The organism is Amycolatopsis sp. NPDC101161, from assembly GCF_044768185.1.
GTDB lineage: Bacteria > Actinomycetota > Actinomycetes > Mycobacteriales > Pseudonocardiaceae > Amycolatopsis.
This window is the reverse complement of the sequence record NZ_JBIWPI010000001.1, coordinates 1,652,635-1,674,451: the sequence shown is the minus strand read 5'-3', so window position 1 is coordinate 1,674,451 and position 21,817 is coordinate 1,652,635. Positions and strand designations below refer to the sequence as shown.

The 21,817-nt window shown below is 70.8% G+C and carries 19 protein-coding genes; 6 read left to right on the top strand and 13 right to left on the bottom strand.

The annotated features are described in order from the left end of the window. The first annotated feature begins 84 nt into the window (after positions 1–84). Both ACIRSS_RS08215 and ACIRSS_RS08210 read left to right on the top strand, forming a co-directional pair. Complete coding sequence (locus tag ACIRSS_RS08215; protein WP_400892086.1) at positions 85–2,181, top strand: hydantoinase/oxoprolinase family protein; 2,097 nt, start codon at positions 85–87, stop codon at positions 2,179–2,181. Next, complete coding sequence (locus ACIRSS_RS08210; protein WP_400892084.1) at positions 2,178–4,484, top strand: hydantoinase B/oxoprolinase family protein; 2,307 nt, start codon at positions 2,178–2,180, stop codon at positions 4,482–4,484. The genes ACIRSS_RS08215 and ACIRSS_RS08210 overlap by 4 nt, the downstream gene beginning before the upstream one ends. Positions 4,485–4,673: 189 nt before the next feature. On the opposite strand, the gene ACIRSS_RS08205 is transcribed toward ACIRSS_RS08210, so the two are convergent. Beyond that, positions 4,674–5,354, bottom strand: coding sequence for a TetR/AcrR family transcriptional regulator (locus ACIRSS_RS08205; RefSeq protein WP_400892082.1), 681 nt, complete (start codon positions 5,352–5,354; stop codon positions 4,674–4,676). Between the two features lie 96 nt (positions 5,355–5,450). On the opposite strand from ACIRSS_RS08205, the gene ACIRSS_RS08200 reads away from it, so the two are divergent. Then, positions 5,451–6,365 (top strand): SDR family oxidoreductase, encoded by a 915-nt coding sequence (locus tag ACIRSS_RS08200; RefSeq protein WP_400892080.1) that lies wholly within the window; start codon positions 5,451–5,453, stop codon positions 6,363–6,365. A gap of 4 nt (positions 6,366–6,369) precedes the next feature. Here ACIRSS_RS08200 and ACIRSS_RS08195 read toward each other — a convergent pair whose 3' ends face one another. The 9 genes from ACIRSS_RS08195 to ACIRSS_RS08155 all read right to left on the bottom strand — a co-directional run bounded on the left by ACIRSS_RS08195 (position 6,370) and on the right by ACIRSS_RS08155 (position 13,034). Continuing rightward, positions 6,370–6,969 (bottom strand): TetR/AcrR family transcriptional regulator, encoded by a 600-nt coding sequence (locus ACIRSS_RS08195; protein WP_400892078.1) that lies wholly within the window; start codon positions 6,967–6,969, stop codon positions 6,370–6,372. Positions 6,970–6,997: 28 nt separating this feature from the next. After that, entirely contained in the window at positions 6,998–8,032 is a 1,035-nt protein-coding gene (locus ACIRSS_RS08190; RefSeq protein ID WP_400892076.1) for a hypothetical protein, read from the bottom strand. Beyond that, complete coding sequence (locus ACIRSS_RS08185) at positions 8,029–9,468, bottom strand: FAD-dependent oxidoreductase (RefSeq protein ID WP_400892074.1); 1,440 nt, start codon at positions 9,466–9,468, stop codon at positions 8,029–8,031. The genes ACIRSS_RS08190 and ACIRSS_RS08185 overlap by 4 nt, the downstream gene beginning before the upstream one ends. Positions 9,469–9,802: 334 nt before the next feature. After that, on the bottom strand, positions 9,803–10,741 hold the full coding sequence (locus ACIRSS_RS08180; protein ID WP_400892072.1) for a GNAT family N-acetyltransferase: 939 nt from the start codon (positions 10,739–10,741) through the stop codon (positions 9,803–9,805). 9 nt (positions 10,742–10,750) lie between these two features. Then, the gene (locus ACIRSS_RS08175) at positions 10,751–11,266 is read right to left on the bottom strand and encodes a hypothetical protein (RefSeq protein WP_400892070.1); all 516 of its coding nucleotides are present in this window, start codon (positions 11,264–11,266) and stop codon (positions 10,751–10,753) included. A gap of 80 nt (positions 11,267–11,346) precedes the next feature. Beyond that, positions 11,347–12,015 carry a hypothetical protein gene (locus ACIRSS_RS08170; protein WP_400892067.1) on the bottom strand — a complete coding sequence of 223 codons (669 nt, stop codon included), beginning with the start codon at positions 12,013–12,015 and terminating at the stop codon, positions 11,347–11,349. 107 nt (positions 12,016–12,122) lie between these two features. Next, positions 12,123–12,281, bottom strand: a complete 159-nt coding sequence (locus tag ACIRSS_RS08165) for a DUF6307 family protein (RefSeq protein ID WP_400892064.1) — start codon at positions 12,279–12,281, stop codon at positions 12,123–12,125. 56 nt (positions 12,282–12,337) lie between these two features. Beyond that, positions 12,338–12,529: a hypothetical protein gene (locus ACIRSS_RS08160; protein WP_400892062.1), complete on the bottom strand. Its 192-nt coding sequence runs from the start codon at positions 12,527–12,529 to the stop codon at positions 12,338–12,340. A 55-nt stretch (positions 12,530–12,584) separates the two neighbouring features. Further along, positions 12,585–13,034 carry a DUF5994 family protein gene (locus ACIRSS_RS08155; protein ID WP_400892059.1) on the bottom strand — a complete coding sequence of 150 codons (450 nt, stop codon included), beginning with the start codon at positions 13,032–13,034 and terminating at the stop codon, positions 12,585–12,587. A 157-nt stretch (positions 13,035–13,191) separates the two neighbouring features. Between ACIRSS_RS08155 and ACIRSS_RS08150 the strand changes: the two genes are divergently transcribed. Then, a complete protein-coding gene (locus ACIRSS_RS08150) occupies positions 13,192–14,343 on the top strand; it encodes a N(5)-(carboxyethyl)ornithine synthase (protein WP_400892056.1) in 1,152 nt (383 codons plus the stop codon). Between the two features lie 175 nt (positions 14,344–14,518). On the opposite strand, the gene ACIRSS_RS08145 is transcribed toward ACIRSS_RS08150, so the two are convergent. Next, positions 14,519–14,890 (bottom strand): STAS domain-containing protein, encoded by a 372-nt coding sequence (locus ACIRSS_RS08145; protein ID WP_400892053.1) that lies wholly within the window; start codon positions 14,888–14,890, stop codon positions 14,519–14,521. A gap of 189 nt (positions 14,891–15,079) precedes the next feature. Here ACIRSS_RS08145 and ACIRSS_RS08140 point away from each other — a divergent pair, with 189 nt between their 5' ends. Both ACIRSS_RS08140 and ACIRSS_RS08135 read left to right on the top strand, forming a co-directional pair. Then, positions 15,080–18,742 carry a hypothetical protein gene (locus ACIRSS_RS08140; RefSeq protein WP_400892051.1) on the top strand — a complete coding sequence of 1,221 codons (3,663 nt, stop codon included), beginning with the start codon at positions 15,080–15,082 and terminating at the stop codon, positions 18,740–18,742. Between the two features lie 19 nt (positions 18,743–18,761). Next, positions 18,762–19,442, top strand: a complete 681-nt coding sequence (locus ACIRSS_RS08135) for a hypothetical protein (protein WP_400892049.1) — start codon at positions 18,762–18,764, stop codon at positions 19,440–19,442. A 15-nt stretch (positions 19,443–19,457) separates the two neighbouring features. Here ACIRSS_RS08135 and ACIRSS_RS08130 read toward each other — a convergent pair whose 3' ends face one another. Continuing rightward, positions 19,458–19,754 carry a hypothetical protein gene (locus tag ACIRSS_RS08130; protein WP_400892046.1) on the bottom strand — a complete coding sequence of 99 codons (297 nt, stop codon included), beginning with the start codon at positions 19,752–19,754 and terminating at the stop codon, positions 19,458–19,460. Beyond that, positions 19,754–21,817 (bottom strand): ATP-binding protein, encoded by a 2,064-nt coding sequence (locus ACIRSS_RS08125; protein ID WP_400892043.1) that lies wholly within the window; start codon positions 21,815–21,817, stop codon positions 19,754–19,756. The genes ACIRSS_RS08130 and ACIRSS_RS08125 overlap by 1 nt, the downstream gene beginning before the upstream one ends.

Genomic DNA, 21,817 nt, shown 5'->3' with positions numbered 1-21,817 from the left:
CGTCAAGAGGGTTGACTCTTGTCACATGCGTTGAATAGTCTACGCCGCAGTTAGCAGCTTTCTCCGCGCAAAGGAGCGTGAGTCATGGCCTATGTCATCGGCGTGGACGTGGGCGGCACGTTCACCGACGCCGTTCTCGACGACGACGCCGGGACCGTGCTCGCCGCGAAGTCCCCCTCGACCCCGCCCGACTACTCCCAGGGCGTGCTCGACGTGCTCCGGCTGCTCGCCGAGCAGCTGGGCAAGACGCTGCCGGAGCTGCTGGCCGACACCCACCACATCGCCCACGGGACGACGTCGTCGCTCAACGCGCTGGTGACCGGCAACGTGCCGCCGGTCGGCTTCCTCACCACCAAGGGCCACCGCGACTCGATCTTCATCATGAACGTCGAAGGCCGCTACCTCGGGCGCTCGCCGCACGAGCTGCAGAACGTGCTGGGGCAGAAGAAGGACCACGGGCTGCTGCCGAAACGGCTCGCCCAGGAGGTGACCGAACGCGTCGACCGCGACGGCACCGTCGTCGTCCGGCTCGACGAGGACGAGGCCCGCGCGAAGATCCGCGGGCTGCTGGCCGACGGCGTCCGCGCCATCGCCGTCTCGCTGCTGTGGTCGTTCCGCAACCCGGCGCACGAGCAGCGGATCCGCGAACTGATCGCCGAAGAGGACCCGGACGTCTTCGTGGCGCTGTCGTCGGAGGTGAGCCCGCGCATCCGCGAGTTCGCCCGCAACGCCACCACGATCATGAGCACGCAGATCGGCCCCGGCCTGCGCGACTACCTCAGCACGCTCGAGGACACGCTGCGCGAGAACCGGCTTTCCGGGCCGCTGCTGGTGATGCAGAGCAACGGCGGCGCGGTGGCTGCCAAGGAAGCGCCGGCCGCGGCGATCAGCACCGTCGGGTCCGTGCTGACCGGCGGCGTGATCGGCTCGGTCGCGCTGGGCCGCCAGCTCGGGCACCGCAACATCATCTCGACCGACGTCGGCGGCACGACGTTCCTCGCCGGGCTGGTGGTCGACGGCGAACCGGTGCGCGACACCACGACCGTCATCAACCACCACCCGATCAACGTGCCGACGCTGCGGGTCGACGCGATCGGGTCCGGCGGCGGCGCGATCGCCTGGCTCGACGCCGGCGGCAACCTGCGCATCGGGCCGCACAGCGCCCAGGCCGTGCCCGGACCCGCCTGCTACGGCAACGGCGGCACCGAGCCGACCAACACCGACGCCAACCTGGTCCTCGGCATCCTGCCCGAGCGCGGGCTGCTCGGCGGCCGCAAGCCGCTGTCGCTGGAACTCGCGCGCGAAGCCATCGACACGCACATCGCCAAGCCACTGGGCCTCACCGTCGAGGAAGCCGCGGCCGCGATCTACACCGTGCAGAACGCGCAGACCGGCGACCTGCTGCGCAAGACCGTCGTCGAGGCCGGCCACGACCCGCGCGGGTTCGTGCTCTACGCGTTCGGCGGCGCCGGGCCGGCGCACTGCGCGGGTTACGCGGCCGAAGTCGGGTGCACCGAGGTCGTCGTGCCGCTCGGGCCGGTCGCGTCGGCGTTCTCCGCCTTCGGGCTGGCGTCGTCGGACATCGTGCTGGCGGCCGAGCTGTCCGACCCGCTGAACGTCCCCTTCGACCCCCAGCGCGCCGAACGCAACTTCGCCCAGCTGGAACAGCGCGTCCAGGAGGGTCTGGACCGCCAGGGCCTGAAGTTCGAAAAGGTCGAGCTGTACCGGGAAATCGACATGCGCTACTCGATGCAGCTCGCCGAAGTGACGACCCCGGTTGTCCAGGGACCTTTGGACATGGCGGCGATCGAGGAGGCCGCTGCCGGGTTCGAAGAGCGTTATGCCGCGTTGTACGGCAAGGACGCCGGGTTCCGCGAAGCCGGGATCCAGGCCATCACGTTCCGCGTGCGGGGCGTCGGCATCCTGCCGTTCAGCCCGGAACTGCCCGAAGTCCCGGCCGCGGACTCCCCCGCCGCGCGGGCCGGCACCCGGCCCGTCTGCCTGAACGCGGCGCTCGGTTACGTCGACACCGCCGTCTACGACTACCGCGAGCTGCGCAGCGGCCACGTGCTGACCGGGCCGGCCATCGTCGAAGTCCCGACCACGACGGTCGTGGTGCCCGCCGGCTCCACCGGCACCGTCGACCACCTCGGCAACCTCACGATCAGGAGCGCCGCATGAGCATGCCCATCCCGGGCTCGGAGCAGTTCTCGAGCCGTCCCGTCGACCTCGGTGAGCTCCGGCGCTCACTACCGTCCACTTTGGCCGTCCACAGTGTCGCCCAGGAGCAGGTCGACGCCCTCGACCCGCTGACCTACGAGGTCATCCGGCACCGGCTGTGGTCGGTCACCGACGAGATGGGCGAGGCGCTCAAGCGCATGTCCGGCTCGCCGATCGTCACCGACGCCAACGACTTCGACTTCGCCATCTCCGACGAGCTCGGCCAGGAGGTGCAGGTCGGGCTCTACAACACGATGCTCGTCGGTGCCGTCGACCTCGCGATCTACTGGACGCTGCGCAACCGCGCGGCCAACCCGGGCATCGAAGCCGGCGACATGTTCCTCTGCAACGACCCGTGGGTCGGCGGCGGGCTGCACCAGAACGACGTCATCGTCTACCAGCCGGTGTTCCACGACGGCGAGCTGTTCGCCTGGACCAGCGCCATCGCCCACCAGCCCGACCTCGGCGGCGTCGGCCTCGGCTCCTTCTCCCCCGCCGCCGAAGACGTCTTCTCCGAGTCGCTGCCAACCCCGCCGGTGAAGGTGGTCCGCGACGGGCGCCTGCAGCGCGACGTCGCCGACCTGTGGGTGCGCCGCTCGCGCGTGCCGATGCTCGTCGGGCTCGACCTGCGCGCGAAGATCGGCGCGAACAACGTCGGCGCCGAACGCCTGCACGCGCTGATCGAGCAGTACGGCCCGGACACCGTCAAGGCCGTCATGAAGCGGATGATGTCCGACGCCGAAAGCCGCTTGCGCGACAAGCTTTCCGCGCTCCCCGACGGCACCTGGACGGCCACCGGCTACCAGGACCAGTCCCACGAGGGCGACCGGAACCTGCACAAGATCACGGTCACGACCACCAAGACCGGCGACCACCTGACGTTCGACTTCACCGGCACCGACCCGCAGGCCGGCGTCATCAACTGCACGTACGCGGGCATGCGCGGCGGCGTGATGCTGGCGCTGCTGCCGATCCTCGCGGGCGACATCCCGTGGTCGGCGGGCGGGCTGATGCGCTGCTTCGACCTCGTCACCGAGGAGGGGACGCTCAACAACGCGACGTTCCCGGCGGCGGTCGGCCGCGGCCCGATCGGCCCGGCCTGGCTCACCGGCAACCTCATCGCCGAGTGCCTCGCGCAGATGCTCGACCGGGACCTCGAACTCGGCAAGAGCGTCCAGGCGACGTGCTGCGGGACGTGGGACACCGCGGTGATCGCGGGTCTCGACGAACGCGGCGAGGCGCCGGCGCCGTTCCTCAGCATCATCATGGAGCCGATGGCCGGCGGCTACGGCGCGCGTCCCGACGCGGACGGCATCGACACCGGCGGCCTGTTCTGCATCCCGATGGGCCGCGTTCCGGACGTCGAGATGACGGAGTTCCTCTACCCCGTCCTGACGTTGTGGCGGCGCGAGGTGCCGGACTCCGGCGGGCCGGGACGCCACCGCGGCGGGCTCGGCGCGTCGATCGCGATGACGCCGCACGGCACGAGCGTCCCGATGGGGCTGGTGCTGGCGTCGGCGGGCAAGGCGATCGCGCAGAACGGCGGGCTCGCGGGCGGCCACCCGGGCAACAGCGGCCTCGACGTCGTGGCGCGGCAGAGCCCGGTGGCTGCGCTGCTCGCTTCCGGGCGGATACCGTCCACAATGGACGAGCTGGGGTCCGCTTTGGAGCCCGGGCAGAACTACGCGTCGAGCTACCTCGCGCCGGGCGAGGTGTTCGCGATGACGTGGCAGGGTGGCGGCGGCTACGGCGATCCGTTGCTGCGGGATCCCGCGGCCGTGGCGCGGGACCTGCGCGAAGCCAAGGTCACCCCGGAGGCGGCGCTCGAGGTCTACGGCGTGGTGGTCCACGACGGTGTGGTGGATCCGGCTGGGACTTCGGCCGAGCGTTCCCGGCAGCGGTCGGCGCGTCGCTCGCGCTCGGCGGTGCCGGCGTCTTCCCTCGGCAAGGCGAGCTTGCCCGGCGCCCGCCGCCTCGACGACAACCTGGTCGAGCCTTCCGGCGGCGGCCTGGCCTGCGGCCACTGCGGCGAAGTCCTGCGCACGGCAGAGGGCGAACCGGCGGTGGCGGTGTACGAGGGCCCGCCGACGGACGCGGGCCCCCAGATCATCGCGACGGCGGCCGACTACGTGGACGCGGAAGTCGTGTTCCGCCAGTACTGCTGCCCATCCTGCTGGACGGCGGTGTATTCGGGCGTGGTCCCGGCGGACCACCCGGACTCGTTGCGCGCCCTCGGGCACCGCACCACGGCGCCGGTCGCCTGAGCCGAGCGGCCCGCCGTGCCCTCAGCCGGGCACGGCGGGCTGCTCGCGCTCGCGGGCCTGCTCCCCCGACCTCAGCCAGGCACGGCGGACTGCTCGCGTTCGCAGCACGACCACACCGCTCCCCGGACCTCACCCGGGCCCAGCGGGCCGGTCGCGCTCGCGGGCCGGCCCAGCCGCTGCTCCCCGGGCTCAGCCCGCGACAGCAGGCCGCGAGCCCGCGCGCGCCAGCAAGCCTGAAATCGTCACTTCCAGGGTCCTACTCACCAGGTCGGTGAAGTCGACCCGCATGGCCGCCACCGCCGGATCCTGCGCGTAGGCCGCCTTCAACGCCTCCGACGGCCGGCTGTGCGGCCACGCCGCCGCGGTGACCAGGCTCGTCGTCGCCACCAGCTCGTACGCGGCCCGGTCGTCGAACTCGGGCAGGTGGCGGCGGACCACCGCGCTCAGCGACTCCACCGCCCGCAGGAGCGCGCGCTTGTGTTCGAGCGCCACCTCGGTCGAGACGTTGTGCTCCAGCACCGCCGCCTGGGAGCTGAACAGGTCGCACAGCACCGGCCGCCGCGCCAGCGATTCGGCCAGCACGGCCGCCAGCCGGTCGCCGCGCTCCCGGGGCGAGCCTTCCTCGACGGAAGAGCCCGCCAGCTCCGCGATCCAGTCGCGCACGTGCCGGTCGAGCAGTTCCAGCAGGACCGCCTCGCGCGACTCGACGTACCGCACGATGTTCGCCTTGGCCAGGCACACCCGGCGGCTCAGCTCGTTGAAGCTCAGCTTGGCGACCGGCATCTCGGTCAGCATCTCGTCGGCGGTGGCCAGGATCGCGCGCCGGCGCTCGGCTCGCTGCTCGTCGGTGCGGGCGCGCTTGAAGTTCACCTCACCATCTTACGTACCCCTGGTACGTTGTCAACGAACCGCTGGTACGTTATCGTGAGTGTCGTAACGTACCAGCGGTACTTAGAGAGGTGTGCCATGTACCAAGTCCCTGACCAGCACGGAAAGCTCGCCGTCGTCACCGGCGCCAACAGCGGGACCGGTAAGGAAACCGCCAAGCGCCTGGCCGCGGCCGGCGCGGACGTGATCCTCGCCGTCCGGACGCCCGCGAAGGGCGAGCAGGCCCGCCGCGACATCCTCGCCGAGCACCCCGGCGCCCGGCTCGAGGTCCGGCGGATCGACCTCGCCGACCTGACCTCGGTCCGCGAGTTCGCCGACGGGCTGATCGCCGACGGCCGGCCCCTCGACCTGCTCGTCAACAACGCCGGCGTGATGACGCCACCCCAGCGGGTCGAGACCGCCGACGGCTTCGAGCTGCAGCTGGGCAGCAACTACCTCGGCCCGTTCGCGCTGACCGTGCGCCTGCTCCCGCTGCTGCTCGCCGCCCCGGCCCCGCGGGTGGCGACGATGAGCAGCGGCATGGCCAACGCCGGCCGGATCGGCTTCGACGACCTGCAGTGGGAGCGCGAGTACAGCCCGAACCGCGCCTACGCCCAGTCGAAGCTGGCCGACCTGATGCTGACGCTGCGGCTGGCGGACATCGCGGCCGAGCGCGGCTGGCCGCTCGTCTCGACCGGCGCGCACCCCGGCTACACGCGCACCAACCTGCAGACGTCGGGCCCGCAGCTGGACGGCAGCAGCCCCGGCCCGCTCGCTTCGCTGGCCTTCAAACTCGTGCCGTCCCAAGGGGTCGAGCAGGGCGCGGAACCCCTGCTGTACGCGGCGACGAGCCCGGACGCGGTGCCCGGCGGCTACTACGGCCCGCGCTGGGGTCTGGTCGGCCCGGTGAAGACCGCCAAGCCGACGCGCCGCGCGCTGGACAAGGCGGTGGCCGAGCGGCTGTGGACCGAGTCCGAACGCCTCACCGGCGTCTCCCTGCCCGCCCACGCCTGAGGCGTCACCCGCGCAGCGCCGGCCCGATCCACCGCCGGACGAGCGCCCGGATCCCGTCGTCGGTGAGCGGCGGGGTCGACGGGTACCGCAGGTACGACAGGAACAGGCGCATCAGGATTTCGGCCAGCCCCGCGAAGTCCTCGTCGGTGGTGACACCGGCGGCCGTCCAGTCGACCGGCACGTTCCGGAGAATCGTTGCGCCGTAGGAGAAAGCCATCGGCGACAGCACGCCTTCGGTGAAGAACTCGGCCTCGCCCGCCTGGAGGAGGAGGCCCAGGTGGGGCTCACCGGGCAGCGTCCGGACCGCGAACAGCACCGATTCCACGGCGACCTCGACCGGGCTGCCGAACGACGTCAGGTGGCGTTCCATCCGCCCGGCGAACTCCTCGACGCCGGCCAGGGCGACCGCGCGCAGGATGTCGTTGAGGCTCGGGAAGTAGCGGTAGACGGTCTGCCGCGTCACCCCGGCCTCGGCGGCGACGTCGGACAGGGAGGTCTTGGCGAGGCCGACGCGGTCGAGGCACGCCGTCGCCGCGTCGGTGATCCGGCGGCGTGCCTCGTCTTCGGTGCCGGGTGGGTTGCCCCGCCAGCCGTGGTGCCCCATGCGTCCCATCTTCCCCGACCGGACGGCGTCAGCCGGGAACGGGGGCCCGCTCGTTCCGGTACAGCGCGACCAGCACGAGCCCGGCCGCGGCGAAGCAGGCGAGTACGTAGAGGACGCTCCCGGCCGGGCCGCCGCCGTCCGCGGCCAGCCAGAACACCGCGAGCCCGCCCAGGTAGGCGGCGGGATAGACCCGCGCGAAGGCGGACGCGGGCGGACGGTCCGCCCGGCTCGTGGCGATGAGCCAGGCGCCCGCCACCCAGACCAGGGCCAGCTCGGCGCCGAGGATCCAGGCCTGCGCGCCTGCGTTGCCGTCGAAGAGGCTCGACGGGATCCCGGCGACCGCCATCGCCGGCGGGGCGAGCACCCCGGCCACGACCGTGCGCCAGGCCAGCGACCACCCACGTCGCGGACCACCGGCCAGCCGCACCACCAGGTAGGTCAGCGCGCCGAACGAGACGGACGCGAACAGCAGCATGCTGGTCATCGGCACCGACGCCAGCGCCGGGTGGTTGACGATCCGGTTGCCCGGGTTCCACGCCCACCACTTCAGCCGCGGGCCGAGCTGGTCGAAGACCTCGTAGAACACCTGGCAGACGAAGGCGACCGCCACCGACCCGGCGAGCGGGCCGCGGCCCCGGAAGATCCCGAGCGCCCGCACCACCTCGTAGGCGAGCTGGCTGAACGCCGGGTAGAACGCCACGATGTAGAGCGGCAGCCGGTCCGCCATGAACTGCACGGTGAACTCGTTGTGGGCGAAGATGAAGCCGTACAGCTTGTCGAGGCCGAACCACTCCGGGAAGTACAGCGGCGGCTCGGTGACGAAGAGGTAGACCAGGGAAGCCCACCACAGCGCGAGGTTGACCGGGTCGCCCGCGCGGTAGCGGCGGACGGCGTGCACCAGCGCGAAGACGGCACCGGCGACGACGAGCAGTTCGAGCAGCGGCATCGTCCAGTGGGCCAGGTCCCAGGGGAAGCGGACCGACGCGACCGGCGAGACGTCGTGGCAGTCGAAGCCGAGCCCGCGGGTGACGGCTTCGGCGTCCGGCCCGCACGCCGTGCTCATCGCGCGGTCGCCGTCGAATAGTCCGTGGCGGGCGGCTCGGCCTGGGCGTCGAACCCGAACGGCACCCGATGCCGGCCGAGCGCCGCGCGGACGCGGTAGCGCACCAGCCCGGCGAGCACGCGCGGGTTGCGCAGCATGTCCCCCAGCGACTCGTCGAGGTTGAACACCTTGGCGAAGTGCTCGTCGACGACTTCGTCCTCTCGTGCGGCCCCGACGATGAGGCTGAACGCCGGGGCGGAGACGGCGGCGAGGATCCGGCGCTTCCACTCGGGCGGCTTCTCGGTGCCCTCCGCGCACTCGTACCCCTGGTCCCGCGCCATCGCCAGGCGCCAGGGCACGTTCAGCAGTTTCCGTTGCGCGGCAAGGAACTTCGCGGAGAACGCGGTGTCGAACCGGTCGGCGCGGGCGAGGTGCTCGCGCAGCAGCAACGCGGACCCGGCCGCGGAGCTGATGCCCTGGGCGTAGAAGGGGTTGAACGCGCAGATCGAGTCGCCGACGAACGCCAAGCCCTTCGGCGGGGTGCGCAGGCGGTCGTAGCGCCGCCACTTGTTGCCCGTCGAGCGGGTCAGGTGGACCTCCGAGGTGGGCTCGCACCGGTCCATCGCGGCCGCGAACAGCGGCGTCCGAACCCGGCGGGCCGTCTCGACGAACGCGTCGGTGGTGCGCGGCATCGGCAGGCCCCACGACCCCATGCAGGCGATGACCCGGTCGCCCTCGACCGGGAAGAAGTTGACCAGGTAGTCGTGTTCGTCGGGGTGCTCGCCCTTGTCCGGGGTCGGCATGATCACCAGGTGCCGCCACCACCAGGACGCCGGCCGCGGCGCCGGGAGGTCGTACCAGCGCGAGGTGTAGGTGACCTTGGCGTCGAGCGTCCTGGTCTCCGGTTCGGGCCAGCCGGCCGCCGCCAGCCAGGCGCCGACGGAGGAACCGCGGCCCAGGGCATCCACGACGAAGTCGGCGTCGAGGTCGCCGCCGTCGGTGCCGACGCCGGTGATCCCGCCGTCCCGCGCGGTCAGGCCGGTGACCACGACCCCCTCGCGGATGACGACGTTGGGCAGCTCGCGGACCTTGTCGCGCAGGACGCGTTCGATGAGGATCCGCGAGCTGTAGACCATGGTCATCGCACTGCGCTTGCGGGCGGACCAGCCGACGCCGTCGAGGTAGGCGGCGTCCATGGACGGCATGAGGTGCAGCCCGCCGGCGGCGATGAGGTCGGCTTCGAAGCCGGGGAAGAGCGCGCCGATCGCGCGGCGGCCCGAGTTCAGCAGGAAGTGCGGATGCTTGCTCTGCGGCACCCCGCGGCGGTGCTCGGCTTCGGCGGGCAGCTCATCGCGTTCCAGCACGACAACGCGGTCGAAGTAGGGCGCGAGCGCGCCGGCGGAGCAGAGCCCGGCGGCACTGCCCCCGAGGACGACGGCGGTCTTGCCGAGCCGCATGCGGACCAACTCCCCACGTCGGATCATACAAAGTGACGACGAATGTATGAATGGGTGGGCGTGGGTGTCAAGGGGCCCGGGTTGCTGGGGCCTGTCCCAAAGTCAGAGGAGCAAGGTGGCCAGGTGCGGCCGAAGGCCGGCGGGATGTGCCGTCGGCCGCAGCGAGGAGCGAATGGCGCGGCTCGGAGTAGCCCTTGCCGGCCAGCACCCTGCTCGGGCGGGTCGCCGGACGGCCACCCGCCGATCATCGACCCGTGGACATCAGTCAGCTCATGCCTGCGCACCACGGCCCAAGATCAAAGCAGGTGGCCGTCACCCACTTCGAGGACAGGCTCTAGGACGCCGGCGGTGAGCTGACCCGCAGGACGTTCCCGTCCGGGTCGAGCAGGCGCATTTCGTACCTCCCCCACGGCCGCACGAACGGCGGCTCCGCGACCGTCACGCCGCGCTCGCGCCACTCCCGGAACAGCCGGTCGACCTGCGCGGCCGTGTGGACGTCGAGGTGCAGGCGGGTCGTGTGCGCGCCCGGGACCTGGGTCAGCATGAGCTGGACGTTGTCCCGGGCGACCAGCGCCGTGCCCGGCTCGTGCGGCTCGCCGTCGTGCAGGAACCGGCCCTGGCGGTCCGACCAGCGCCAGCCGACGTCGAAGCCCAGCGCGTCCGCGTAGAAGCCGAGGCTGGCGACGACGTCGGCCACGAGGAGGTTGGGCCGGCAGGCGAAGATCGCCGGCCCGGGCGCGGCGCCGTGCCAGTCCTCGGCCAGCAGGCCGAACAGCAGGTCGTCGGCCCACTCGCCCTTGAGCCACGTGTGCCGGCGGCGGAAACCTTCCCGGGTGAACCCGAGCCGTTCCAGCAGCCGCGCGGACGCGGTGTTGCGCGCGTCGCACTCCGCCGAGACGCGGCGGACCCCGGCGGCGAACACCCGGTCCAGCACGCACCGCACGGCTTCCGTCGCATAGCCGCGCCGCTGGTGCGCGCGGGCGATCGTGAACCCGAGGTCGGCCTGCATCCGGTTGTCCGCCAAGCAGACACCGACGTCTCCGACGAGCACCCCACCGGCTTCGACGGCGTACTGGAACCAGCCGGGCGCGCCTTCTTCGGCGGCCGCGAACTCGGCGACGAGCTGCCGGGCGTCCGCTTCCGGCACCGGCGCGTCCCAGCCCTGGTACCGGGCGACGTCGGGATCCGAGCGGTACGCGGTGAAATCGGCCACGTCCGCGGCGGTGAACCGCCGCACGACCACCTGCCCGGCCGATACCGGCAGTCCGCTCACCTTTCCGGGCTAGCGCGCGGAACCGTGGGACCCGCGGATGCGCAGCCCGTCCGCCTCGATGATCAGCTCGGTCGGGCAGTCGTTCACCCCGACGCCGGCGAACCGGATCGGCTCGCGGCGGGCGCCCACCAGGGTGGTGGTGCCGTTCTTCTCCTCGAGCCGCACCGTCCGGGGCCCCGATCGGGTGTCGAAGACGTGCAGGCTGCCGAACGCGGCCTCGTGGTCCGGCCACGCCGCCTCGCGCGGACCGTCCAAGACGACGGACGGCAGCTGCTGCGGCTCGCCGTCCAGGAGGACCTCCATCTTCGCGGTCTCGCCCGTGTCGATCCGGAGGCCGGTCTGTTCCTCGTTGTCGAGGGTGAGCTCGACGTACCCGCCGCGCGGAGCGGTCTCGCGGATTTCGAGCTCGCCGCCGGGGCGCACCAGGAACTCCGCCGAGCACCGGGCCACCACGGCCAGGAGCGGGTGGCGCAGGCCGTTGACGATGCGGATCGTTTTCACCCGCTGCGCTAGTGATTCAGTCAACGGACAGGCCTTTCGAAGTAGCTGCGAATCGGCCGATCGTACCTCCGGCCGCCGGGTCGCCGGAGCTACCCCAGGGGTATCTAAGGGGTGGTCCAGTCCTGCGTCACGGACCGGCCTTCGCGGAGGTGGACGTGCAGCAGGGCGGCCGGGTTCCGCCGGTGGTGCGGCTTCCAGGGGCCGAGCCCGATCTCCGCGCACCAGTGGACACCCGCGTCGAGCTGGGCCGGGCCGTCCTCGGCGAGGGAACGGACCTGTTCGCCGGCGAGCTCGAAGGCGCGCCGGCTGCCGATGAGGAACAGCGTGTCCGCGGCGAAGGCGTACCTCAGGTGGTCGCGGAAGTCCTGGTGGAAGAACCGGTCGTGGTCCGCACGCTCGAAGACGGGGAACGGCCGCGGCGGCAGTGTGACGGTGGTCGCGGCGGGCGGGGACAGCCGGGCTCGCAACCGCTTCCAGTTCGCCACGCGGAACCCGAGGCGGTGGTGCAGGAGCACCAGGTCGAGCGGCCGGCCTTCCGGCGTGGGCGTGCGCAGCGGCAGGTGGACGAGGCTGTGCGGCGACCGCGCGGCCAGCCACCAGGCGGCGGCGAAGTCGACGGCCGCGGCCTCGCCGACCGCGAACTCCGCCCCGAACCGGTGCTCCTCCAGGACGGCGTCCCGGATCGGCCGCCGCGGGCGGACGACGCGGTAGCCGGCACCGTCCAGCCGCGCGGTGCTGACCGACGCCCGCCACCGCACCCCGGCGAGCCGCATGTCGTTTCCCCTCCACCTTTCGGCTGACGGCGAAACGATAGGCGCGGGACGGTGGCGGCAACCACCGGTTTACCGGTGAACCGCGGGCGCTCCCGACCGGCGGTTGGTCACCGCATGCGTTCCGGGGTGGTGTCCAGGGTCTTGAGCAGCCGCACCGCGAGCGCCTCGCAGGCCGTGTCGGACAGCTTCGTGTCCTCCTTCAGCACGTCCCGCACCGCTTTGACCCGCAGGTCGTATCGGGAGACAAAAGCCGCTTGCGTGGTCATGGTCGTTCCTTCACCGGTTGGTGTGCGTGAGTGTGGGAGTGCGGCGAAAACCGGTGTCAGCGGCGGCCGGACGGGTCGTGGGCCGCCTTGCCGGACCGCCGTTGCGGGCCGGGCGCACCGTCGGAAGACGGCGACGGGGTGTACACGGGCTGGCGGAACAGGCCGCCGTACCGGACGTCCTGGGGTGTGGTCAGCGTGCCGGGCCGGAGCTCTTCGGCGATGGGGTGGCTGAACAGCGAACTGTCCATTGTGGAAGCAGTGATCGGGCGATCCTTTCGTGGACGCCACCGGAGGTGGCGTGGTTCAGGTGGGCTGCGGCACTCGGCCGCCCCGCGGGGCGAGCAGGTGCGCGCTGTCGTCGGTGTTGTCCTCGCTCGCGGCGTTCGCGAGGACGCGCTCCGCGGTCTCGGAGCCGGTCTCCGGCGGGACGACCACGAGCGTCAGCAAGCGGCGGTCCCAGCCGATCACCGTCAGCGTGCCGGTGGCCTGGGACCGGAATCCCTCGAGCCGCACGACCTGGTCGTCGACGGAGATCCGGCGGGGCGCCCCCGGCCATTCACCGAGGTGGTAGGTGACCCGGTCGATCCGTCCCAGCCGGGCCGCCACCGCCGTGAGCAGCGGGGGAAGCTCGGCGGACAGGTCCTGGGTCTCGGGCCACCACGCGCCGTCGACGTGTCCCGTGGCGGGTCCCGCCGGCTTCAGCCGCAAGCGTGGTCCGGTGGCAAGTGGTGGGGTGTTCGAGCCCGACGACATGTCGGTGCTCCCGTCCCCGGCTGTGGAAATCGGCCGGATTGGGGCCGAGGGCGGCGCAGGTTCGACCACTCGCGCTCGAAATGCTCTCGGACACCACCGAGCGTACACGACGCCCTCGCGGAGTGTGTTAAGACTGGGTTCTAGCAAAGGGGCCACCGTGCACCAGCTCAGTCTCGGCGTCATCGCGCGTTCACGGAAAGAGAACGAACGGCGGCTGCCGATCCACCCGCACCACCTCGACCGGATCGACGCCCGTCTCCGGAAATCCCTCTACCTCGAACACGGCTACGGCGAACCCTTCGGCGTGCCCGACGAACTGCTGGCGCCCACCGTCGCGGGCCTGCGCACGCGCGAGCAGCTCATCGCCGAGTGCGACGTCGTGTTGCTGGCCAAGCCGCTTCGCGAAGACGTCGCCGAGCTGCGGCCCGGCCAGGTGCTGTGGGGCTGGCCGCACTGCGTGCAGGACGTCGAGCTGACCCAGCTGGCCATCGACCGCAAGCTGACCGTGATCGCCTTCGAGGCGATGAACCACTGGCGCCGCGACGGCTCGTTCGGCCTGCACGTCTTCCACAAGAACAACGAGCTGGCCGGCTACTGCTCGGTGCTGCACGCGCTGCAGCTGATCGGGTCGACCGGCGACTACGGCCGCCGGCTGCGGGCCGTGGTGATCGGCTTCGGGGCGACGGCGCGCGGTTCGGTGACCGCGCTGAACGCCCACGGGATCCACGACGTCGACGTCCTCACCGCGCGCGGTCTCAGCGCGGTCGGCTCGCCGATCCACTCCGCGACGATGGTCCACATCGACCACGACGCGAACAACCCGGGAGACCTCCGGCGCAGCCACGCGATCACCGGCAACGGCCGGGTACCGCTGGCCGGGTTCCTGGCGGAGCACGACATCGTCGTCAACTGCGTGCTGCAGGACACCGCGGCACCACTGACGTTCCTCATCGAGGACGACCTCGCCGCCTTCCGCCCCGGCAGCCTCGTCATCGACGTCTCCTGCGACGAAGGCATGGGCTTCAGCTGGGCCCGGCCCACGACGTTCGCCCGGCCGACTTTCCCGATCGGCGACGGCGTCACCTACTACGCCGTCGACCACAGCCCCTCCTACCTCTGGAACTCGGCGACCTGGGAGATCAGCGAAGCCCTGCTGCCGCTTTTGCCGGCGGTCCTCTCCGGACAGTCCACCTGGGACGACGACGAAACCGTCCGGCGCGCCGTGGAGATCCAGGACGGCACGATCCGCAACCCCGCGATCCTCGCCTTCCAGCACCGCGCACCGGAATACCCGCACGACCGGCGCTGACGAGGCCCACCCCGTCTGCCAGGGCGCACACTCGTCCCCGGCGCCGGGTTCACCGCGGTGAGCCAGCTGTCCGTCGCGCCGAGCGTGAAGTCGTCCCGCGGCCGGCCGCTGCCGAGGACACGGCCGGCGTAGTCGAGCCGCGCGGCCGGTGTCCCCTTCGCAGGCGGTCGGGGCGTCAGCCGGAGAGCGCGTCCGCGCGGGTGCCGGCGACCGCCAGTGCCTCGGTCAAGCCGGTCAGCTCCAGGGCCCGGCCCACGGTGCTGCGCCCGGGCGCCACGACCCGCAGCTTGGTGCCGCTGCCGGCGTCGCGGTGCGCCTTGAGCAGGACCGTCATGCCGACGGACGCGAGGAAGGTCACGCCGGTCAGGTCGATGACGAGCAGCGCCGGTTCGCGGGCGACGGCCGCGACCAGCGCGTCGTCCAGGACCTCGACGCTGAGCAGGTCGACTTCGCCGGCCACTTCGAGCACCTCGGTCCCGCGGTCGGGTCGGTGCACCGTCACGTGCAGCAGGTCCTGGGGCCGGACCCGGCCTCCGTCAGCGGTCACCTTCACCTCCGGTCGCTCGCCTTCCCCAGCGCCTACCCACTTCTCCGGCAGCTCAAACACCCGCGGCGCTGACGTTCCCGCGACGTCCTGGTGACGGCCGGCTGCGACGCTGTCCGAGGGTTCCCGTCGTGGGAGGAGAACCGGTCCATGCCACCGCCGCCACCGAGGGATCGAGCGAAGCTCCCCGCGGTGACGACGGCGCCGGCAACGACTACGCCGGTGGCGCTGAAGGACCGGCCTTCGCGGCCGAAGCCGCCCCCGCTGCCGCTGCCGCCGTCCAACGCCGCGGCCTTGGCGGCGCTGCGGGCGGGTGACAAGAAGCCGCCGACCGACCCGTCGCGCAAGGAGTCGCAGGACAAGGTCGGCAACGGCGCGGTGGCGGCGGGCCTGGCGCGGGGCCCGGCGACGGACCCGAAGTTCGCGGCGCTGAAGAAGGACGTCGCGCACAAGAAGCACACGGTCGCGCGGTCGCATCCCCCGGCGGGCCAGGAAGCGACGTCGGCGCAGGACGCGTCCGTGCCGCCCAAGGACGACGAGGTCGCGCAGGGCAAGACGGCCAACGCCGAGAAGATGAACGAGGCCAAGCCGAAGGACTTCGACAAGGACGCGTTCGTCAAGGCCGTCGAGAAGGCCATCGCCGAGAAGGCGCCGAAGAACCTCGAAGAAGCCGACGAGTTCTCGGACTCGGGCAAGCCCGCCGAAGTCAAGGCCGAGGTGCAAGGCCAGGTCGGCGAGGGCAAGACGGACTCCGCCGAGCAGATCGCCGACACCACGGCCTCGCCGCCGGACACGTCCGCGGCGGAGACGAAGCAGGTCGTGCCCATGGCGCCCGACCGCCCGCCCGGCACCCCGGCCACGCCGGACCCGGCGAAGGCGGCGCCGGACAAGCTGCCGCCGTCGGCCACCGACATGTCCGCGGGCCCGGCCGGCGTCGACCGGGAGATGGCCGGCAACCAGGTCACCGAGCAGCAGCTGCAGAAGTCGAACGAACCCGCGTTCGGCGCGGCGCTGAAGGACAAGAAGACCGCGGAAAAGCATTCGGAGACGACCCCGCCGGAACTGCGCAAGAACGAAACGCAGCAGTTGCGGCAAACCACGGCGCAGGCCAAGGGTTTGGGCACAGCCGCGATGGGCGCGATCGCCGGCCGGCGCGTGCGCACCGGCCAGCAGGTGGGCGGCGGCAAGAAGGCCACGAAGACCAGCGACGAAGACAAGCGCGCCCAGGTCACGGCCGTTCTGCAGAAGGTCTTCGACACGATGAAGACCGACGTCGAAGGCATCCTGACCGGCCTCGACAAGCTCGTCGACGACCAGTTCACGAAGGGCGAGAAGGACGCGCGCGACGCGTTCACCGCCGAACACCGGCGGAAGATGGACGACTACAAGGCCCGGCGCTACGGCGGCACCTGGGGCCTGATCAAGTGGGGGCACGACAAGCTGTTCGGCCTGCCCGACGAGGCGAACCAGATCTTCGTCGAGGCGCGCGACAACTACGTCAAGCGGATGCGCGGGGTGATTTCGGCCGTAGCGGACACGATCGGCCGCGAGCTGACCCGCGCGAAGCAGCGCATCGCGAAGGGCCGCGACGAGCTGCAGGCAGAGGTCAAGAAGCTGCCGAAGGACCTGCAGGCGCTGGGCAAGCAGGCGGCGGCCGGGTTCGCCGACAAGTTCGACGAGCTGACCCAGTCGGTCGACGACAAGAGCACCGAACTGGTCGACACCCTGGCGACGAAGTACACCGACGCGGTCAAGGCGGTCGATGACGAGATCGCCGCGGAGAAGGAGAAGAACAAGGGGCTGGTCGACAAGGCCCTGGACGCGGTCAAGGGCGTCATCAAGACGATCCTCGAGCTGAAGGACCTGCTGCTGGGAGTGCTCGCGAAGGCGGCGCAGGCGGTGATGGGAATCCTCCGCGACCCGATCGGCTTCCTGGGCAACCTGGTTTCGGCGGTCGGCGGCGGGCTCAAGCTGTTCATGAACAACGCGGGCCGCCACTTGCAGCAGGGAGTGTTGTCCTGGCTCCTGGGCACGGCGGCCACGGCCGGGATCACGCTGCCGACGAGCTTCGACGTGATGGGCATCCTGCTGCTGATCGCGAGCTTGATCGGGTTGTCGTGGGCGAACCTGCGGGCTCGGTTGGCACGCAAGCTGCCGAAGGAGGCAATGACGGCCATCGAGGTCGGCGAGCACGCGCTGCCTTTGGTGCTGGAGGTCCGCAAGCGCGGGATCGCGGCACTGTGGGACGACCTCAAGACGCGCGTCGGGGACCTGAAGAAGAATCTGATCGACAATCTGGTGTCGTACCTGCTCCCGACGATCATCATGGCCGGCATCACGTGGATCATTTCCCTGTTCAATCCCGCGTCGGCGTTCATCCGGGCTTGCAAGATGATCATCGACATCATCCGGTTCATCGTGACGAATGGTCGGCAGATCATCGAGTTCGTCAATACGGTGCTGGATGCGGTGATCGCGATCGCCAAGGGTGGGTCTGGCGGGGTGCCTGCGTTGGTGGAGAAGGCGTTGGCTCGGTCTATTCCGGTGTTGATCGGGGCTTTGGCGGCGTTGCTGGGGATCGGTGGGATCGCCGGGAAGGTCAAGGAGATCTTCCAGAAGCTTGCTCGGCCCGTTAACAAGGCTATTGACTGGGTTGTCGACAAGATCGTCGGGTTGGCGAAGAAGGTTTGGGCCAAGGTCAAGGCTTTGGCCAAGAAGCTGAAGGACAAGTTCAGCAAGAAAAAGCCGGGAGACAAAGAGAAGAGCAAGCCCGGCGGCGACGACAAGAAGGACGCCGACGTCAAGCTCCAGCCGGAGCAGGAAAGCTTGTCCATGACCGGCGATGGCCACACCCTGATTGCGACACCCGGCGAAGGTGTCGACATTGCGAGCGCTCGACTGAAGGTCTCCGTCAAGGCCGACCGGGCGATCAAGAGGCTCCAGGCAAGGAAACGAAAGGACCTGAAAGAAAAGGAGAAGGTCAACGACCTCAAGGCAATCGTCCGAGCCGCCAAGAAGGTCGAGAAACTCGTCGAGGCGGCAGAGAAGCAGAAAGGCCAGCAGGCCAAGAAGCTCCTCGACTACCCGGGCTTCCCCGCGGCGTTCCGGGACCTCAAGGCCAAGATCATCCAGTACGGGAGCGACTACGGAGTCAAGGACCTCGTCGAAGGCGACCTGGGCGAGCAGGTCAAGATCGAGAAAGAGATCCGCGCAGAAATCGTCTCAGTGGCCAGGCAACACGACAAGGCCGGCCGGTACGAGGACGTCATCGCCGACGTGACCAAGAAGGTCAACCAAGACAAGAAGATCGCGAAATACACCGACTACCACGCCTCGCCTCCGGAGTGGCGCGGCAAGGACCTGCTCGAGGGTGCAGCTTACCTCGTAGTCGGAGAGTTCGCCCGTGACTCCGGCCGCACCTACCGGATCTTGGTCGGCGACCAAAACCTCGTCGGCGAAGAAGCGAAAAAGGCCTTCGCCGACTTGGCGAGGGTAACCGCGGCGGCAGGCATGCTGCCCGCTTCCCGGTTGGCGCAGCAGATGACTCCCGAGATGATCAAGGCAGGCAGGGCACGACCGGATCTGCGCACGCGGTTCATCGGAATGGCGGTGGAAAAGTACGTGGCGGCCACCGTCTCCCACCCTGACATCAAACAACTCGGCGCAAGCCGGCCAGGGACGAGTGTTCCGGACTTCCTGATCAAGGACGGCGAACGGTCCATACCGGTGGATGTCACCGGTTCCAGCACCACGTCCACGAAGGAACACCTGCAACGAGCCTACATAAGCCGCGAGACCCAGATCGTCGCGTACCGTTCCATCTCGGCCCGTATCATCGACGCCGTGTTCGTGTGATCACCGGAGAGGACGGGTTGTGCCCACCAGACTGGTTGACGAGCGTTTCGAAGATGTCCGCGCCACCGATCCGGGGCAGGTCATCGAAGACTTCGAGCTCGACCGGTGCACCTTCGTCGCTTCGAGGTTGGCCCAGCGAACCGACTTCACCCCGAGCCTCGTCGTACGCCGTGTCAACGCGACCCGGTGCACGCTCGACAATTGCCTGGCCGTCGGCACCCGCTTCGAAGACGTCACCATAGACAACCTTGTGACCAAAGGCGGCCTGCTGCATCTCAGGGGCTGTGTACTGTCCCATGTCACGATCAGGGGCAGGGCGGGCTCGGTCATCGCCAGCCCACCTGTCCCACGGCCAGGCGAGGACGAGGTCAGCCCGGAGGCCGATCGAGCGTTGGTCGAGGCGTACGAGTCGGTCGACTGGGCGCTGGACATCACGGAGGCCGAGTTCGTGGACGCAAGCCTCGACTACGTACCGGGCGACCTGGTCAGACGAAACCCCGAAACACAGTTCCTCCTACGCCGCGCCAGCTTGGCGGAACTGCAGAACCGGCCGGTCCCCGACGGAGCGGACCTGTTCTTCAGGCGGCTCGAGATGAGCCCGTTCGACTCGATGGTCGCCATCGCTCCTCAGCGCAGTAAACAGTTCCAGTCCTTATTGGAGATCCTCCAAGGTCTCCGCGAACTCGGATTGGCCGAGTGAGCGCAGGATCCACGCTCAACAGCCCGGGCAGGAGTCCTTCTTCGGTACTGCCATCGGCACCACCCGCACCGCCGCCCCCGCGATCGCCGCATTCCCCACCCGATCCTGCCCAGCCGCGAACGTCGATGCCAAATGCGACGGCACCGTCTTCGACGACCCATCCATAGCCGTCTTAGCAGCCTGAGCGTTGCCGATCACCGCCGGCACCAGCACCAGCTTCTGGTGACCCCGATCGGACGCGGCGGACATCCGGAGTTCCTGGGCGGTCACCGGCACCGCGGGCTTCGTCTGCGGGGGCATCAACTCATGCATCACGCACTCCCGTTCTCGGCCAGCAACCCAGCATACCGGCCCAGCTCCGCCGGGCGGAACAGCCGCGCCTCGCGCTGGAACTGGCGCGACACCCCGCGGACCACGTGCCGCATCGAGATCGACGCGCTCGACGAGTCGGCCGCGGCGAGCGCCGCCGTTCGGGCTGCCGATGCTATGCCCGCTCCCGTCATGTCCAAGCGCGCCAATACATCCACGTCGACGTCCGGGGACAACGGTGCCTCCGGGGGGAAGGCCAGCTGCCACAGACGGCGGCGCTCCGCCAAGGACGGCCGGGGGAAGTGGACCACGAAGTGGAACCGGCGGGTGAACGCCGGGTCGATGTTCTCCTTCAGGTTGCTCGTCAAGATGATCAGCCCGTCGCTCGCCTCCAAGCGCTGCAACAGGTAGCCGACCTCCAGGTTCGCGTACCGGTCCGTGCCCTGCTTGACCTCGCCGCGCTTGCCGAACAACGCGTCCGCCTCGTCGAACAGGACCACCGCGTGGCTGTCCTCCGCCTGGCGGAACACCTCCTCCATGTTCTTCTCCGTCTCCCCCACCCACTTCGACACCACCTGCGCCAGGTCCACCTTCAGCAGCTCCAGCCCCAGCATCCCGGTGACGACCTCCGCCGACATCGTCTTGCCCGTGCCCGGCTCGCCGGTGAACAGCGCCTTCACCCCGCCCGTCGCCGACTTGCGGGCGAACCCCCACGACTCCGCGATGCGGGGCCACGCGCGGAACGCCGACGCGATCTCCCCGATCTGGCTCAGCTGGGCCTCCGGCAGCACGAGATCGGCCAATCCGCGGCGCGGGATGATCGACTGGACCGCGCCGCTCCTGCGGCCGCGCGTCACCGTCGCGATCGCCGGCTCCACGTGGTCGGTGATCGGGTGCCCGTTGCCGGACAGGCGCGCGTCCGCGTCGGCGACCGACGCCACCGCGCGCAGCTCGCCGCCGGTCATGCGGTAGCGGGCCGCCAGGTCCGTCAGCACCTCCGGATCCAGCACCGGGAACGCCGACGACCACATCGCGCGACGCTCCGGGAAGCCCGGCGCCGGGATCGTCAGCTCCGCGTACGTCCGGGCGGCCAGCAGCCGGGGCGGGCGCCACGGGGTCGTGCCGGTCAGGCACAGCGGCACGCCCGAGCGCACCAGAGCCTCGTCGGGCTGCGCCGCGCGGCCGTCGGTCGGGATCCACAGGATCGCGTCGAGCGCGGCGGCGGTCCGCAGGTCGTGCAGCACGTCGGCGCCCACCCGGCGCAGGGGACGCCCGGCCGCGGCCGCCAGCGCCTGGGCCGCGTCGGGCTGGCTGTCGGCCGTCAGCCCCCACAACCCGACCACGTCGACGTCGCCCGCGTGCAGGGCCTGGCCGAGCCGGGTCAGCCGGTCGGACTCGAGGTAGCCCGGGGCCGCCGCGGCGGCGACTTCGCCGGGGTCTTCGCCCAGGGTGCCGACGTCGCCGCCCCACCCCATCAGGTACTCGAACACGCCGTCGCCGAGCGCCAGTTCCCGGGCCGGCTCGGCGGCCGCCTCGCCGTACGCCCGCAGCAGGCCGTAGCGGCGCAACCGGCCCGCCGCGCCCAGCGCGCGGCGCAGGGCCAGCCGGTCCGCCGGCGTCTCCCCCAGCACCGTGACCAGCAGCTCCACGCACGGCGCCCGCCGGTTGAGGTTGTCGACGACGTACGCGTAGACGCGCTCGTAGCCCGGGTCCAGCTCCGGCGCGGCCACCAGCAGCAGCGCGTCCTGCTCGACCCGCGACAGGCCGTACCGGGTCGCGAGCGCGTCCAGCGGCAGCGTCACCCCGCGCGCCGCGGCCAGGCGCCGCAGCTGCTGCTCCGACTCCGGGTCCGCGCGGGCCGGCGACGCCGGCTCGGTCATCGCCTCGGTGAACGCGTCGACGCGGTCCAGCAGCGCGTCCACCTGCTCGTCGGTCACGCAGAACGGCGTCAGGTCCGGACGCGTCAGCGCCGCGGCCGCGCGCGCCTGCGCCGCGACGGCGACCCGCAGCGCCTGGTGCAGCTCCGCCCAGCGCACCCGCAGGTGCTCGACCGCCACTGCGCTCAC